Annotated in this window: 16 protein-coding genes and 1 riboswitch; of the genes, 1 reads left to right on the forward strand and 15 read right to left on the reverse strand. The window is 42.8% G+C overall.

The genetic code is table 11. The annotated features are described in order from the left end of the window. Positions 1-3: 3 nt before the first annotated feature. From modA to moaA, 5 genes are all read right to left on the reverse strand, one after another. Complete coding sequence (gene modA / locus BCU57_RS18040) at positions 4-855, reverse strand: molybdate ABC transporter substrate-binding protein (protein ID WP_413211467.1); 852 nt, start codon at positions 853-855, stop codon at positions 4-6. Between the two features lie 17 nt (positions 856-872). Then, a complete protein-coding gene (moaE, locus tag BCU57_RS18045) occupies positions 873-1349 on the reverse strand; it encodes a molybdopterin synthase catalytic subunit MoaE (RefSeq protein WP_102435988.1) in 477 nt (158 codons plus the stop codon). A gap of 2 nt (positions 1350-1351) precedes the next feature. After that, a complete protein-coding gene (gene moaD, locus BCU57_RS18050; RefSeq protein WP_076541374.1) occupies positions 1352-1600 on the reverse strand; it encodes a molybdopterin synthase sulfur carrier subunit in 249 nt (82 codons plus the stop codon). Between the two features lie 111 nt (positions 1601-1711). Continuing rightward, entirely contained in the window at positions 1712-2194 is a 483-nt protein-coding gene (gene moaC / locus BCU57_RS18055; RefSeq protein WP_102435986.1) for a cyclic pyranopterin monophosphate synthase MoaC, read from the reverse strand. Between the two features lie 64 nt (positions 2195-2258). Beyond that, entirely contained in the window at positions 2259-3239 is a 981-nt protein-coding gene (gene moaA / locus BCU57_RS18060) for a GTP 3',8-cyclase MoaA (RefSeq protein ID WP_076541378.1), read from the reverse strand. After that, positions 3227-3360, reverse strand: a riboswitch (molybdenum cofactor riboswitch). It overlaps the preceding gene by 13 nt. Positions 3361-3568: 208 nt before the next feature. Between moaA and BCU57_RS18065 the strand changes: the two genes are divergently transcribed. Continuing rightward, positions 3569-5218 (forward strand): electron transfer flavoprotein-ubiquinone oxidoreductase, encoded by a 1650-nt coding sequence (locus BCU57_RS18065; RefSeq protein WP_102435984.1) that lies wholly within the window; start codon positions 3569-3571, stop codon positions 5216-5218. 97 nt (positions 5219-5315) lie between these two features. Here the strand turns inward: BCU57_RS18065 and BCU57_RS18070 are convergent, their stop codons facing one another. The 10 genes from BCU57_RS18070 to fdh3B (BCU57_RS18115) all read right to left on the reverse strand — a co-directional run bounded on the left by BCU57_RS18070 (position 5316) and on the right by fdh3B (BCU57_RS18115) (position 16698). Then, positions 5316-5675: a DUF4870 domain-containing protein gene (locus BCU57_RS18070; RefSeq protein WP_102435982.1), complete on the reverse strand. Its 360-nt coding sequence runs from the start codon at positions 5673-5675 to the stop codon at positions 5316-5318. A gap of 49 nt (positions 5676-5724) precedes the next feature. Next, entirely contained in the window at positions 5725-6435 is a 711-nt protein-coding gene (locus BCU57_RS18075) for an MOSC domain-containing protein (RefSeq protein ID WP_102435980.1), read from the reverse strand. Positions 6436-6830: 395 nt separating this feature from the next. Then, positions 6831-7685, reverse strand: coding sequence for a PfkB family carbohydrate kinase (locus BCU57_RS18080; protein ID WP_102436063.1), 855 nt, complete (start codon positions 7683-7685; stop codon positions 6831-6833). Between the two features lie 171 nt (positions 7686-7856). Further along, on the reverse strand, positions 7857-9194 hold the full coding sequence (locus BCU57_RS18085; protein ID WP_102435978.1) for a coproporphyrinogen III oxidase family protein: 1338 nt from the start codon (positions 9192-9194) through the stop codon (positions 7857-7859). Between the two features lie 319 nt (positions 9195-9513). Then, entirely contained in the window at positions 9514-10503 is a 990-nt protein-coding gene (locus tag BCU57_RS18090; RefSeq protein ID WP_102435977.1) for a formate dehydrogenase subunit gamma, read from the reverse strand. 74 nt (positions 10504-10577) lie between these two features. Beyond that, positions 10578-11147, reverse strand: coding sequence for a formate dehydrogenase FDH3 subunit beta (gene fdh3B / locus BCU57_RS18095; RefSeq protein WP_102435975.1), 570 nt, complete (start codon positions 11145-11147; stop codon positions 10578-10580). A 28-nt stretch (positions 11148-11175) separates the two neighbouring features. Continuing rightward, positions 11176-14031, reverse strand: coding sequence for a formate dehydrogenase subunit alpha (locus BCU57_RS18100; protein WP_102435973.1), 2856 nt, complete (start codon positions 14029-14031; stop codon positions 11176-11178). Between the two features lie 17 nt (positions 14032-14048). Continuing rightward, the gene (locus tag BCU57_RS18105) at positions 14049-14246 is read right to left on the reverse strand and encodes a twin-arginine translocation signal domain-containing protein (protein ID WP_102435971.1); all 198 of its coding nucleotides are present in this window, start codon (positions 14244-14246) and stop codon (positions 14049-14051) included. 796 nt (positions 14247-15042) lie between these two features. Next, positions 15043-16053 carry a formate dehydrogenase subunit gamma gene (locus BCU57_RS18110; RefSeq protein WP_102435969.1) on the reverse strand — a complete coding sequence of 337 codons (1011 nt, stop codon included), beginning with the start codon at positions 16051-16053 and terminating at the stop codon, positions 15043-15045. A 48-nt stretch (positions 16054-16101) separates the two neighbouring features. Beyond that, positions 16102-16698 (reverse strand): formate dehydrogenase FDH3 subunit beta, encoded by a 597-nt coding sequence (gene fdh3B / locus BCU57_RS18115; RefSeq protein ID WP_102435967.1) that lies wholly within the window; start codon positions 16696-16698, stop codon positions 16102-16104. Positions 16699-16722: the final 24 nt, after the last annotated feature.

Below are 16722 nucleotides of genomic sequence, written 5' to 3' on the forward strand. Positions count from 1 at the left end.
AGATTAATTCTCGACTTGCATAAAAGCGCTTGAATTAGCACGCTGAGGAAAACCAAAACCATAATTGAGCAGTACATCTTTTGCGGCTTGGGTTTGCATATACTGATAAAACTGCTGAGTGGTAGCACCAGCATTGGGCATCATCACCATTCGCTGATTAATCGGCTCATATAACGACTGGGGTATTTCGATATAATTGCCCATTTTGCGAAACTGCTCAGATGACGCTAACGATAGCGCCACTATGCCACCTTGTGCAGAACCACTTAAGGCAAATTGCGCCGCTTGCGAGACATTCTCGCCCATGATGATTTTAGATTCTAACTGCGGCCATAAGCCTTTTGCTTGCAATAAACTTCTGGCTCTTTCGCCATAAGGCGCGTGAGCAGGGTTAGCAATAACAAAGCGGGAAATCTTGCCATCAGTTAACTGCTGTTGTAAGCCGTTAAGCTCAGCATCAAGCACTAGGGAGGAGTTTTTCGGGGCAACTAGGGCTAACTTACCAATAGCATAAATGGTGCCATCAGAGTCTGTTTTTCCCGCTTTATGCAGCTGCTGAACATAAAACTCATCAGCACTTAACAGCATTTCAAAGGGAGCCCCATGTTGGATCTGGGCGACAAAATTACCCGAAGATCCATAGGATACTCTTAATGGCAATCCAGTTGAGGCAGTGAAGTTGGTAACAATTTCATCAAGAGCAAATTTAACATTAGCAGCGGCGGCAATCGCTGGCGGTTTGGCAGCCAGCGATGAAAATGACACCAATAACACTAGGCTACATAACGCCCTGATAAAAGCGGTTCGTCGCCATTGACTCAATCGAAAACAACGGCGAATCGTGCTTAACGTCATCATGTCAGCATCCTATGCTATTTAGATTCATTCCACATAGTGGCTGCTTGCTCATCTGAATCACGGGCTTCAACCCAATTATTGCCTTGCTCACCAGCTTCTAGTTTCCAAAATGGTGCTTTGGTTTTTAAAAAGTCGATTAAGAACTCACAGGCTGCAAAAGCGGCTTTACGGTGGGCACTGGTAACACCGATAAACACGATTTGCTCACCAAGCTCCATACGGCCAACACGGTGAATAATTGTGACATAATTCAGCGGCCAGCGAGCATAGGCTTGCTCAGCCAGTTGCACTAATACCGCTTCAGTCATGCCAGGGTAATGCTCAAGGGTGAGATCAGTAACTGCGCTGCCGTCATTAAAGTCACGCACTTTACCGGCAAAGGTCACCACTGCGCCATCACTGTTATCTAGTGCAATAGCGGCATACTCATCGGCGACATTAAAGTCTTTGGTTTGTACTCTCACCACTTGCTTAGTATTCACTTGGCTCATGGTTAGCCTCCAGTGACAGGTGGGAAAAAGGCCACTTCATCGCCATCTTTAACCGCGGCATCCCATGAACTCATCGTTTGATTAACGGCAACTAGCAACTTATCTGAGGTGAGTACTTTAGCCCACTTTTCATCTTTAGCGGCTAGGGCTGCACGTAATTGTTCAGTATTGCTAACGCCATCTGCAGCAACTTCTACTTTAGCGGTGCCGAGTAACTCTCTTACTTGTGCAAAAAAAAGGACCTGGATCATGTCAATCTCTCGTCTTTCAAAATTTTAAAATGGCTAATATTTTGTCTTTATAGCTGGTGTTGCTAACTCGCATTGATAACTAGCGCGATAGTGCTAGTTCAGCGCTGCAGGCTAATCTTCAGCTTGGAAATGACCTGATTTGCCGCCACGTTTTTCAAGTAAACGTACTTGGGAAATGATCATGTCTTTTTGTACCGCTTTACACATATCGTAAATGGTTAAAGCGGCAACTGAAGCGGCTGTTAATGCTTCCATTTCAACGCCCGTCTTACCAGATAGTTTACATAAACTGGTAATTCTTACGCGATTAAGCTCTGGCTGCGCTTCAAGGTCTACTTCCACTTTGGTCAGCATTAATGGATGACATAGTGGGATTAAATCTGAGGTCTTTTTCGCGGCTTGAATACCTGCAATACGCGCTGTAGCAAACACATCACCTTTGTGGTGGCTACCGCTCATGATCATATCTAACGTACTTGACGCCATATCAATAAAGGCTTCGGCACGTGCTTCACGCTCAGTGATATTTTTTTCAGTGACATCAACCATGTGGGCATTGCCATCGGCATTGATATGGGTAAAACAATTGCTCATGCTAACTTGCCTTATAGAATATTGAGAGTAAAAATTCATTCAAATATAAGTAAACCACTGCAACTTAACCGCCAATAGAGGCTAAGTGCTTGGTGACACCCGTGATCCCCTGATGGAGATAATGGGTTTCTTTTTTCTGGGCTAATTGCCCATGTAAGCGTTCAATCAACTCAGGGCGCTGCGATTCATGCTGTAGTAAGTCTCGTAAATCAACACCATTTTCAGTAAATAGACATAAGTGTAATTTACCTTTGGCAGAGACCCTTAAACGGTTACAGCTAGCACAGAAATTCTTCGCATAAGGCATGATAAGCCCAATACGGCCTTTATAATCTGGGTGACTGAAATTTTGCGCAGGACCATCATCTACATCAGGAAGATCATATAACCAACCTTCTGACTCAAGTTTTAACTTAATATCGAGTCCAGCTAGATGATGAGCGTTGAAATAATCATGGCCTAAGCCTGTTTCCATCAGTTCGATAAAACGCAAATCAATCGGCGTATTCTTTATCCACTGTAGAAAACGGGGCAAATCTTTATCATTAAGCCCTTTGAGTAAGACTGCATTGATTTTGATTCGCTCAAAACCTGCATCAAGTGCAGCATCAATGCCACGCATGACTTCATCAAATTTGTTCTCACCAGTGATTTGATAAAACATCTTAGGATCTAAGCTATCAACCGACACATTGATTCGTCTAAGTCCGGCGTCATACCATTCTTTGGCATTTTTCTCGAGACGATAGCCATTAGTGGTGGTAGCAATGGTTTTGATATTGTCATTGTCTGCAACGATACGAATGATATCTGTGAAATCTTTACGTAAGGTTGGCTCACCACCGGTGATGCGGATTTTTTGGGTGCCTACTTCACCAAAAGCTGCCACTAAATTTTCAATTTCATTTAACGCGAGAAACTTAGGTTTGCCATCAGGTCTGTAACCATCTGGGAGGCAATAGGTGCATTTGAAGTTACAAACATCAGTGACTGACATTCGCAAATAGTGAAACCTTCGACCGAAACTGTCTTGTAATTGGGACATGTTAACCTTTCCAAGTGTGGGAGGTAAGCGCATTTCTTTGCTGACCCCGGTGGCATAATTACCACGGCTAAATATCCATATCTGTGGACGTAGGACATAAAGCTCGGAGAACCGTCAGACTCAATTATAGGCCTAAATTCGCTCGAATCAGTATCTTTTTATGACATTTTGTCCCAGTTAGTCAAAAATCTGTAAATATTTGCGAGCCAGCTCACGAGCTTAAAATCTCACTTGCTACTGTGACCTTTAGCAATTTTAAGGTAAGGTGAGTAAAACAAAAAAATAACAAACCCGCCAAAAAACGGGAAATTAAGAACTAAGGTGAAATGATGGAACGCGAATCAATGGAATTCGACGTAGTTATCGTTGGTGCTGGCCCTGCCGGACTCGCGACTGCTTGTCGATTAATGCAAATATCACAAGATGCAGGCAAGGAAATGACTGTCTGCGTGGTTGAGAAAGGATCTGAAGTCGGCGCTCATATTCTGTCCGGTGCCGTATTTGAACCAACGGTATTGGATGAGCTATTCTCTGATTGGCGCGATTCAGACATTCCACTTAATACTAAAGTCTCTCACGATGAAATCTACCTATTGAGCTCTGATAGTAAATCTCAGCTTATGTCCAATAGCTTAGTACCAAAAACCATGCACAATGATGGCAACTACATCATCAGTGTCGGTAACCTCGCTCGCTGGTTAGCTGAGCGCGCTGAAGCATTAGGGGTAGAAATTTTCCCTGGTTTTGCGGCCAGTGAGGTACTTTACAATACCGATAATAGCGTTAAAGGTATTTTAATTGGCGATATGGGTGTTGGCATTGATGGTCAGCCTAAAGACAGCTATATGCCGGGCATGGAACTTCACGCTAAATACACGGTGTTTTCTGAAGGTTGTCGTGGTCATTTAGGTAAAGAGTTAATTGCAAAATATCATCTAGATAATGGTAAAACACCACAGCATTACGGCTTAGGCTTTAAGGAAATGTGGAAAATCCCTGCTGAACAGCATCAGCAAGGTAAAGTGGTACACACAGGTGGCTGGCCCTTAAATGATGGTGCATCTGGTGGCGGCTTCTTATACCACATGGAAGATAACCAAGTGGCAGTTGGACTGATTATCGACCTTAACTATAAAAACCCTCACATCAGTCCGTTCGATGAATTTCAGCGTTATAAACAGCATCCGGTTATCGCACAAACTTTATCGGGTGGTGAGCGTATTACTTATGGCGCAAGAGCAATTGCAAAAGGTGGGCTTAACTCATTACCTAAAATGAGCTTTCCTGGCGGCTTATTAATTGGTTGTGATGCAGGTACGCTAAACTTTGCCAAAATTAAAGGCACCCATACCGCAATGAAGAGCGGTATTGTCGCTGCAGAAACCTTAGCGGAAGCATTAATGGCTGGGGTTGAAGCAGGTAAAGATTTAGATTGTTTCCAAACGCGCATAGAAAAAAGCTGGCTCCATGAAGAGCTGGTTAAATCTCGCAATTTTGGCCCTGCTTTACATAAGTTTGGTACTTACCTTGGCGGTGCATTTAACTATATCGACCAAAACTGGTTCGGCGGTAAATTTCCAATCACCTTACGTGATGAAGCTCCAGATCATGCAGAAATGGGCTTAGCTAAAGACTTCAAAGAAATTCAGTACCCTAAACCTGATGGCAAATTAAGTTTCGATAAATTATCGTCAGTTTACCTATCTAATACTTACCATGAAGAAGATCAGCAGTGTCATTTACATTTAAAAGACCCTTCGATCCCTATCGCGGTAAACCTAGTTAAGTTCAACGAGCCAGCCCAGCGTTACTGCCCTGCTGGCGTGTATGAAGTGGTTACCGACGGCGCTGAAAACAAGTTTGTGATTAATGCGCAAAATTGTATTCACTGCAAAACATGCGACATTAAAGATCCAAGTCAAAATATCACTTGGGTCACCCCAGAAGGTGGCGGTGGTCCAAACTACCCGAACATGTAATCTTTATTTAGATGTGTTTCAGCCACTAAAAAGCCGCATATAAACAATGCGGCTTTTTGTTGCAAGCAATATAGGCTCTAAATGATTTTCAACGTCATTACTTTATGAAGTTAATCGTTAATGGATAGCGATATGCGATACCTTCGCCTGCCCTGATAATGGCAATAATGGTACAAATGATATCCATCAACCCTAAAAGAATAAGCAATATAAAGCCAATACCAATAAAGGCTAAAATAGAACTGACGATGGCATAAATGAGTAAGCTCAATTTAAAGTTGAGACAGTTTTTCCCGCACTCATCAACAAATTTAAATTCATCACGTTTCATCAACCACACGATTAGTGGTCCAATAATGCTGCCCAGTGGAATAATATAACCAGCAAAACTTGCCGCATACACTAACAAGCCCATATTACGTGCTTCTTTTTCTACTGTATCCACTGAATCACTCATGATTTTCCCTATTATTTATATTACTGATTTGATTTTGATGTCGCTGTTTCTAGTTTTGCGCTGGCCCATATAAACGGTAATGCCAGTTCTCTATTGTTTGCGTTTGAATTCGGTTTTGTAAGCTAGCAACCCAAGTTTGCGCTAACCCTTCACAGTGCAACAGAGTCGAATATTGTTCGATATTCACTTCTGCTAGAAAGTAAATTTTCATCGCCTCAGCAATAGAGATATTCGATTTTCGCTCGACTAAATAAATGCTATCACCAGCGTTAATTTCACCTTGTTGCAAGACTTTATAAAACCAACCACACATCGCAGTTTGTTGCATAGCAAGGGCAAATTGAGGGTGACCAAACTGTAAGTTAAGCTTAAAACAGGGCGAACGAGGCTGGGTGACTTGCAATAGCGTAGTGCCAATTTGAATAATATCGCCAATATTGACCTGTGATTCATCTAAGCCAACGCTACTGATATTTTCGCCCATGGCAGGCGCATCTTTAAAACCTGCCATTAAATCCCAACGACGATATTGGCCATAATGCTCTCGAGGAAAGTGATGCAGTACCCGATCGCTGCCGCCATGATGCTGTGGATCTGCTTGGCCATCGCCTGTTACGCCCAGCTTGGAGACGATAAGGGTTTGGGCGAGTTGTTTATTGTTAATGCCACTATCAATAAGGTGCGTCTGATCACCAAGAGCACTAACTTGTTCTCCTTGATATAAAGCGGAAATTTTTTTAACCAGCAACTGAGCATCCATGAGCAGTAACTCTTAATTAACAAGGGATTGGATTATTTAAGAATATAGCAGGCTTATAGCAGTGCTTACTATAGGGAATTTTCAAAGCGCATTTTTAGCCCTAACACAAAAGAGCGATGCTAAACAAAAAGCCCCTGCAAATGGGGAGATTGCAGGGGCATAAATCTTTCAAATTACATTGGGCATTAACGTATCCCAGAAATGGAAGAAACTTTTTCAACAAAAAGCCATATAAAGCATCCTGTTCAATAAGTTACCTTGTCATAATAATCGTCTCACATGACAGAACAACGACACTTTTATGATAAAAATATGACCTGAGGCGACAGTAAAATGATAACTAACAGCAATTAGCCTAAAATATTCGCCCACTATTTAAACTGAGTTAATTTCAGTTACTCACTATGTTTTTTTGATTGAAGATAATGCTGCAGCGCATCTCCTGGGACTGAGCTGGCAGTAGCCACGGCAATGGCGGCCCATCTTGCCCCTTCTTCCATGGCTTGGGTAATGGCTTTTTGCTGGCATAAATAATGGATTAAGCCTGCGGCAAAGGCATCTCCAGCCCCTGTAGTATCTAACACTTGCGCTGTTACTGCTGGTACATGAAACTGTTCATTGGCACTATAGGCTATCGCCCCATTCTCGCCATCGGTGACCACAAAGTATTGCAATGACTCACCGGCAATTTTAGCGGCAAAATCCCACTTATTGTCATCACAGCGGCCATGCATATCGGTAATTGAAGCAATTAAAATATGGCATGGTCGTACCCGCTCATCTTTAGCTAACTGCGATACGACCAAGCAATGATCAAGGGCTGATGCGGTCCATTGACTAATGCCTTTAGCTGATGAGTTAGTGTATAGCGCATCCCATTGTTGCCAGTTTGGCGGCGTGCTTAGTTCAAATAGGGGTCTTTGTGGGCGGATAATAGTGCGTTCACCATCGGGCGTCATCACCAATAACATTTCACAGGTTGCGCCATCAAAGCGTTCCACTAAGCGGCAATCTAGCCCCTTGGTGCTGGCTTGAGCCAAAATCCAATTACCTATCTTGTCAGAGCCCACTTGGCTCACTAACGAGACATTGTGCCCAGCCCATACCAAACCGATGCCGGTATTAGCACCACCGCCACCGAGCCTTAAGCCGCCATCGTGATAATGAAAGCGACCACCGGTTTGCAGCGGTTTATCTAATTCCAGTAAGCGGTCACAGTTAATGTTGGCAAGCAGTAAAATATTAGCCATAGCGGTCTCTTTTAACAATCCAATGTCCAATGCACCAAAATCATCATGATAAAAATGACGAGGATAGTGGGACAGTGATGATGCATTCAAAATCAGTATACTGCAAATAACAAAAAAGGCAGTGACCATGGTCACTGCCTTTCATTAACTTATTTCTTAAGCTTGGGACGCTTACATATCAGCGGCTTGCAAGGGTTTACGTAATTGAGCGCGAACATTATCCATGCCTGAATAAAATTCTTTCATCATCAATAAGCCCATCATTTTACCGTTATCGGTCCAAATGAGGTTATCAGGATCGTTCGGGTCATTTTTAATTGCACCTATGGCTCTCATTGAGGCCATTTCTTTAAACAATGCGGTATCTAAGTTAACGCCGAAGGTTTCACGGAAATACTTACGTGATAAACGACCAGAGAACATGCCCAGTAAGAAGCGATATTGCATCACTTCTTTCTTGCCATATTGCTTTTGTTGCTCGACACCCATTTTGCCATTGGCAATACGTTCTTGGTATTTCTTCAACGAGAAGGTATTCACGTATAAGGTGTCATCTAAGAAACTAAATGAACCTGAACCTACGCCTAAGTATTCATCATAATCAATAACATACTCATCAAAGCCTTCGTTCTGCGCTTTACCAAATGCCCAACCTGATAGCTGAGTATATTGACCATTTAAGGTATTAAGAATTTGACGATACTGACGGGCCATATCACCATGAGGAGCGGCTAATTTACCCTTAACACTCTTACGTGTTTGGTGAGTAATCATCAATGGATAAGTGGTGATTTGACGAGGGTCTAGCTTAGACGCCATATCTAAATCATGCTGAATAACTTCATCTGTTTGACCGCGGAAACCAAAAATCAAATCAACATTGATGATCGGGAACAGTTCTTTTGCCGCCATGATTTTATCAAATGTTTGCTGACCGGTACCGAACTTTTCGATGCGGTCTGTCATGGCTAAAATGTCATCATTAAAGCTTTGCACACCAATAGACATACGATCGACTAAGCCTTCTAACTGCTTAAAGCCAGGGCTGTCTAAGTGCTGAGGATCGGATTCACACGATACCTCTTTAATATTCGGGAATAGGGTTTTAGCATGCTCGATGGTACGAGCCAACTCATCTTCTAATACCGTGGTGGTGCCACCGCCGATATACATAGATTCAAAGTCGTAACCGAGGTTTTTAACCATATCCATTTCTTTGCGTAAAGACACGAAATAGCGACGAGCTTTATCTTCATTAAATAAGAAACGATGGAAAGTACAGTATGAACACAAGGTATGACAAAAAGGTACATGAGCATACAGCATGTACTTTTTACCTTCTACTGGCGCTGGCATCATTTCCGCTGAAACCGTGTCTAAACGCAAATTACGATCAACGTAAAATTGCATCACTTTTTCCATCGCACTGATCATCCAATCTGGCGTGGTGATATTGGCCTGATAAGGTGATTGGATAATGGTATCTGATGGACGGATAATTGATGACATGGCAATTCCTAGTTAAAAAGGGGCTCGCAAACAACGCTAATGAGTTGCTACTCAAGTAGAAAATTTCGATATACGCTACAAGGATGTTAACTATCTAGAAGTTATCAGTTAAAAACAACCAAATCTGTCGATTTTTACAGCCACGATCACAAATTAGGAGTGATTAAATAACCAACAGCTAATATAAGGTATCACATTGTTAAAAATCATAAAAAGTTGTGTTAAAACACGGTTAACCTAAAGCCGAAATAAAAACACCTCCAAAACCGAAGTCATTGGAGGTGCTTTTTAAGCTTTAGCTAAAAATACTGCAGACCTATTAGTCTTTATATTTTAACTCGCCATTCGCTTTAATTTCATCATACCAAAGGTTGTGATGCTGTTTCGCCCACTGCTCATCACAGTAGCCAGACACCATACAATCCATACCACCTTCAGACATAGCGGTTGCCATGAAGATATGCACGATTGAGAAAGCACAGATTACGATAGCGCTCACTGAGTGAGTAACTAGTGCAATCAAACTTAAGGTACGGCTTGGTTCAAATAAGTTCGGGAACAGTAATAACATTCCTGATACTGAGATGATTAGACCGAATAGAGCAAATGCCCAGAACCATAGTTTTTCACCTGCGTTAGCAAAACCAGCGTCAGGGTGCTTGCCTTTAAATGGACCGAAGTTAATGTAACCACCAACCACCATCATCCATTTAATGTCATACATTTTTGGCATTTGGTTTTTAGCCCAAAGTACTACCATTAACGCCCAACCCAACATGAATGGGATAGCCATGTAATCATGGATAACTTTAGAAGCATTTACCAATCCAGCCCACATACCTTCACCAATGTATGGCTGAAGGAAGTAACGGCCAGCAAGTAGTACTAAACCTGTCAAAATCAATAACATGCAAGGAATCGCACCTAGCCAGTGAATTGATACGTCAAATTTAGACCAGCGATATACCATCTTACCAGTGAAACCACCGTGTAATTTCGAAATACCGTTAATTTTCATAAACAGTACGAAAATGATGATCATGCCAAATAGCGATAAAGCTAAAGCAGGAGCAAGCCAGTCACTACGCAAATCAAATACACGTAAATCATAGGTATTGATTGGTTGTTTATGGAACTCACTTGTTGAAGTCGTACGTCCTTCAGCACCGTCTTTAAGCTGTGCCCATAATTGTGCATTGCCATCTTGAACGGTTAGAGACTCTTCAACATTTCCACTTGCGTGGGCGAAGGTCATGACACTGAACATCAGTGCGATAACAACGCCAATTTGTTTGAACCACTTGTTCATATTACATCCTCTATGCTATTCGATGCCTAGGTTGCCCTAGGCATCATAGCTAAGCTGACTAACACGCTTGGAGATTAACCCCAAACACCTTTGTTAGCTCCGCGGTATGCAACACGCTCGCGGAAGATAGCAGAAACGATTTCTGCATCACCTGCAAGCAGTGCTTTGGTTGAACAAAGCTCAGCACACATTGGAAGTTTACCTTCAGCGACACGGTTAGCACCATATTTCTGACGCTCTTCATTAGAGTGATCAGCTTCTGGGCCACCAGCACAGAAAGTACACTTGTCCATCTTACCGCGAGCACCAAAAGCGCCGCCTTGAGGGAACTGAGGCGCTCCAAATGGACATGCATATAAACAGTAACCACAACCGATACAAGTATCTTTATCGTGCAGTACGATACCGTCTTCAGTTTTGTAGAAACAGTTTGCAGGACAAACAGCCATACAAGGTGCATCACTACAGTGCATACATGCCACTGAGATAGACGCTTCACCTGGTTGACCGTCATTGATAGTCACTACGCGACGACGTTGAATTCCCCACTCTAAAGCAGAGTCGTTTTCGTTTTTACAAGCTGTGACACAACCATTACATTCGATGCAGCGCTTGGTATCACATAAAAATTTCATTGTAGCCATTCGGCAATTCTCCTAGCTTAAACTGCTGTTACGCTTTCTCTACCTGACAAAGCGATGCCTTAGTTTCCTGCATTTGTGTCACAGGGTCATAACCGTAAGTCATTGCAGTGTTACAAGACTCACCTATTACGTAAGGAACAGTACCTTCTGGATAGTTAGGCGCTAAGCTTTCGCCATGCATAACACCCGCGAAGTGGTAAGGCATCCAAGTAACACCTGGTTTAACGCGTGGAGTAACCATAACTTTAATCTTAATACGGCCACCTTCAGCACCTTCTAACCACACAGTATCACCGTCACGTAGACTACGATCTGCGGCATCAGCAGGGTTCATTTCAACAAACATTTCTTGTTGAAGCTCTGCAAGCCAAGGGTTAGAACGAGACTCTTCACCACCACCTTCATACTCAACCAAACGACCAGAAGTCAGTACTAATGGGTACTTAGCTGACGTGTCTTTCTCTTGGATTGACTTGTAAAGAGTTGGTAAGCGATGTACTTGCATATCATCGTAAGTTGGGTACTTAGACACAAGATCACGACGAGATGTGTATAACGGCTCACGGTGAATAGGTACGATATCTGGGAAAGTCCAAACGATACAACGCGCTTTAGCGTTACCGAATGGAATACAACCGTGATTAATAGCAACACGTACGATGCCGCCTAGCAAATCAGTTTTCCAGTTTTTACCTTCAGCTGATGCTTTTTCTTCAGCTGTTAGTTCGTCCCACCAACCTAATTGCTTAAGCATTTGTGCAGAGAACTCTGGGTAACCATCAGTGATTTCAGCGCCTTTAGAGAAGCTGCCATCAGCAAGAATGTTCTCACCTTTGTATTCAACACCGTAACGTGCACGGAAGTTACCACCACCGTCTTTAACGTGTTTGCTTGTGTTATACAGGATTTGAGTACCAGGATGCTTCTGCTCTGGCGTACCCCAACAAGGCCAAGGTAAACCATAAGTTTCGCCTTTAGCAGGTCCGCCAGCAGCTTCAAGAGTCTTGTTGCTGAACGTGCCCCAGTTTTGAGTGTGCTGTTTGATACGCTCAGGGCTTTGACCTGTCATACCAATAGTCCACATACCGCGGTTGATTTCGCGAGTGATGTCTTCAATAACTAGGATGTCATTGGCATCTTTAGCGATACGTTTAGTGTATTGCTCTGCAAAACCAAGCTTTTGAGATAGACGGTACATGATCTCAAGGTCAGTTTTTGATTCGAATAAAGGCTCGATAACCTTTTCACGCCACTGCTGACTACGGCCAGAGTTAGATACTGAACCTTCAGTTTCGAACTGAGTCGCAGCTGGAAGCAAGTAAACACCGTTCTGACGACGATGCATAACACCCGCCATAGTTGGGAATGGATCCACAACAACAACTGTGTCCATCTTATCTAATGCATCACGCACTTCGCTTTGACGAGTTTCAGTGTTAACAGATTGACCCCAGAAGAATGCCATACGGATGTTGTCATTCTGCGCTAGTTTACCCTTCTCTTCTAACACACCATCGTGCCAGCGAGAACAAGGAATACCAGGAGTGGTCATTGGGTCGCGACCTAAGTAAGTACCTTGGTCGAAACGATTACTAACCCAAGATTTTTCAAGATCCCAAACGTTCGTCCAGTGATCCCAAGCGCCAGAAGTCAGACCGTAGTAACCTGGTAAGTTATCAAATAACAAACCTAAGTCAGTCGCACCCTGTACGTTATCGTGACCACGGAAAATGTTTGTTCCGCCGCCTTTAACACCCATGTTACCAAGGGCTAATTGAAGGATACAGTAAGCACGAGTGTTTGCGTTACCCACGTGATGCTGAGTACCACCCATACACCAAACAACAGTACCTGGACGGTTATCTGCCATCATTTTCGCAGCTTGGTAAACTTCTTCTTCGCTACAGCCAGTTACATCAGCAACTTCTTTAGGCGGGAATTTTTTCACTTCTTCGCGAATTGATTCCATTTCGAAAACACGTTCTTTGATGAACGTCTTGTCTTCCCAACCATTTTCAAAGATGTGCCATAGCATACCGTAAATGAATGGAATATCAGTACCAGGACGTAGACCACAATGTAGGTCAGCGTGCGCTGCAGTACGTGAGAAACGAGGATCAACAACGATGATTTTCGCGTTGTTTTTCTCTTTCGCTAATAAGATATGCTGCATTGCAACTGGATGCGCTTCAGCCGGGTTTGCACCGATGAAGAAGATTGCATTTGCATTTTGGATATCATTGAAAGAGTTAGTTTGCGCACCATAGCCCCAAGTGTTTGCAACACCAGCTACAGTGGTAGAGTGACAAATACGTGCAGAGTGATCGATGTTGTTCGTGCCCCACATAGCCGCAAATTTACGGTACATGTAACAACCTTCGTTCGAGAACTTAGCACTACCCATGAAGTAAACTGAATCAGGACCTGACTCTTCACGGATATCTTGCATCTTGTCGCCAACTTCGTTGTAAGCTTGCTCCCAAGATAGTTTCTTCCACTTGCCATCAACCAATTTCATTGGGTATTTAAGACGCTTCTCACCGTGACCATGTTCACGTAATGCAGCACCTTTAGCACAGTGTCCACCAGCATTAAATGGGTGATCGAATGCAGGCTCTTGACCTGTCCAAACACCATTTTGTACTTCAGCGTATAAACCACAACCAACAGCACATGCAGAACATACGGTACGTTTGATTTCAGTTGGTGCATCATGAGCAATTTCTTTTGCTTCAGCTCGACGCATCATGCCAGTGCCCATTAATGAAGCAGCGGCGATACCACCAGTAGCAATACCTGCATTCTTCATAAATTGACGACGGTTGATACCGAGCGACTTGCTAGCAGCTTTAGGTGCTGCTGTAGACTTGCGAGTTAACTTCATCGCTTATTTCTCCTGAATTATCCGCGTAAGCTATCGTAGTAGCTACGAATATGCGCAGTTTCTTTGTAACCATTAGAACCTTTGATACTAATGTTACTCTCGGTTGCTTTTGCCACACTCACACCTGAAACAGCAATTGCTGCAGTAGCAGCGCTACCTACGGTGATGGCTTTCAGCAAAGATCTGCGGTTCAGATCAGGCTGTTGCTTCTTCATCTTTACTCCTGGGTTTAATACACATCTGCTTATCATGCAGATGCCCTCTTAGGCCTTTTTAGTTACCAAACACCATTGTTAATCAATGGTTAAGTGGATGAGCTAAAAAGGTAAAAACACATATAAATGAATCTAGTCCACAAATTTACGCCGCTAATATATAGAGAGAGAGGCTGAAATAATATGATCTAACACCTGTTCATTGGCCTAAAATAACCAATAAATAAAGAAAGCGTTAACTGGGTCATGTTTTCAAATCATGCCGTGTGAGAACAAAACTTTTGGGTGGGATTTTAGCAGTGCTTACAATGTTAAATTACTTAACAAGCAGATTGAGTTAAAAGGATTTTTATACGGTTTTTGTCTAAATAAACACCACAATCACTATATAACTTTTAGTACTTAAAAGCTGTACTTGCAGTGCTTTTCGTTATTAAAATAGCCAATATTTAGCTGACCACAGATGCCTCTGTAAACATTAACAAGCAAGTTACTTTTGAGCATAGGTAGCGCACAAAAAGCGGCCGTAAAAATTCAGTAGTAACAGCAATCAATAAGCCACTAAAATTGGTCAAAATAACTATTGAAATAACTATTGAAATAACTGTTGAAATAACTGTTGGAATAGCAGCCTAAATTAAGCGATTTATTCGCCTGCTGCGAGCAATAAAATAGGTACTGACAAAACTACCCGTTCCGCCAACAGGCAGATATAAAAACACCTCAACAAGATAGACTCAGTTGAGGTGTTTTGAAAGTAATTAAGTGACTAAATCAGCAAAAGGCTAACTCACTATCACTTCTGATATTTTATCGAACCGTTAGCTTTGATTTCATCGAACCAAACATTGTGATGCTGCACTGCCCAATTTTCATCACAATAGCCTGAAACCATGGATTCCATACCACCTTCACTCAATGCTGTTGCCATCCAAATATGCACAATGGTAAATGCAATGAGAATCGCAGCACTAATGCCGTGAATAAGTAGCGCGGCCATTGAAGCTTCACGGGGTAAATCTAATCCCGGTAACACTAGCATGATGCCTGATACGCTGATAAAGAGGCCAAAGAACACTAAGGTCCAAAACCACATTTTTTCACCGGCGTTGGCAAAACCACTATCTGGATGCTTACCTTTAAATGGACCGAAATTGATGTAACCCCCAACCACTAAAAACCATTTTAAGTCATACATCTTAAAGGTTTGCAGTGGCATCCATTTAACAATACATAGCAACCAAGATACGATAAATACCGGACCTGTCCAATCATGTACTAGTTTACTAAAACCAATAACACCAGCCCAAATACTCGCACCGACATAGGGCTGAATAACAATTTTACCTAGTATGATAACCAGACCAGTTAGCATTAACGTTAAACAGGCAACGGCCATAATCCAATGCAGCCAAATATCTGCTTTAGACCATCGCTCAACCATCTTGCCTGAATACCCCTTCGCCAATTTTGCTGGGCCATTAACAAAGTAGAATAGTAAAAATGCAGCAAATACACCTACGAGAGCTAACGCCACTCCGGGAGTAATATAGTCATCTCTGATTATTCGACCTTGATTGCCCGCAACATTAATCAGTACGCCGGGTTCAATACCTTGAGCTGTTGTAAAACCAGAATCGCCGGCTTTCACTGCTCGCCATAATTCAGCCGGGTTTTCCTTCCCTGCCTGCTGCTTACTTGATTGTTCATCTGCCGCTAAGGTTGTGGTTGCAAAACCTAACCCCATCACCAGAACCAACAGAGCAAACAAGCTACGCAGTGATTTGTTTAACTGTTTGTTTAACATTGTCACTCCTTGCTTGGTTACGGACAAAGCCCGTAACCTTTGCACTGTCTAAACCATATCACCCGTTTTAGGATCATAGCCCCAAATGGTATTCGGATTACCGCGCTTAGACATACGTTCGCGATAGATACTCGATACGATTTCGGCATCACCAGCAAGCAGGGCTTTAGTTGAACAAAGCTCAGCACACATAGGTAACTTACCTTCAGCAATACGGTTTGCACCGTACTTCTGACGCTCGGCATCGGAATGGTTTTCTTCTGGGCCACCGGCACAGAAAGTACATTTATCCATTTTACCGCGGCTACCAAATGCGGTCTTTTTCGGGAACTGTGGCGCTCCAAAAGGACATGCATAAAAACAGTAACCACAACCGATACAAGTATCTTTATCGTGTAGCACAATGCCATCGTCGGTTTGATAGAAACAATCCGCCGGACATACGGCCATACAAGGAGCATCGGTACAATGCATACATGCAACAGAAATTGACGCTTCACCGGGTTCACCATCATTGATAGTAACCACGCGGCGACGCTGAATACCCCACTCTAAAGCGGAATCGTTTTCGTTCTTACAAGCTGTGACGCAACCGTTACACTCGATGCAGCGTTTTGTGTCACACAAAAATTTCATGACTGCCATAATGGCTTATCTCCTCATCAAGTT

The organism is Shewanella sp. 10N.286.48.B5 (assembly GCF_002874355.2).
Taxonomy (GTDB): Bacteria; Pseudomonadota; Gammaproteobacteria; order Enterobacterales; family Shewanellaceae; genus Shewanella.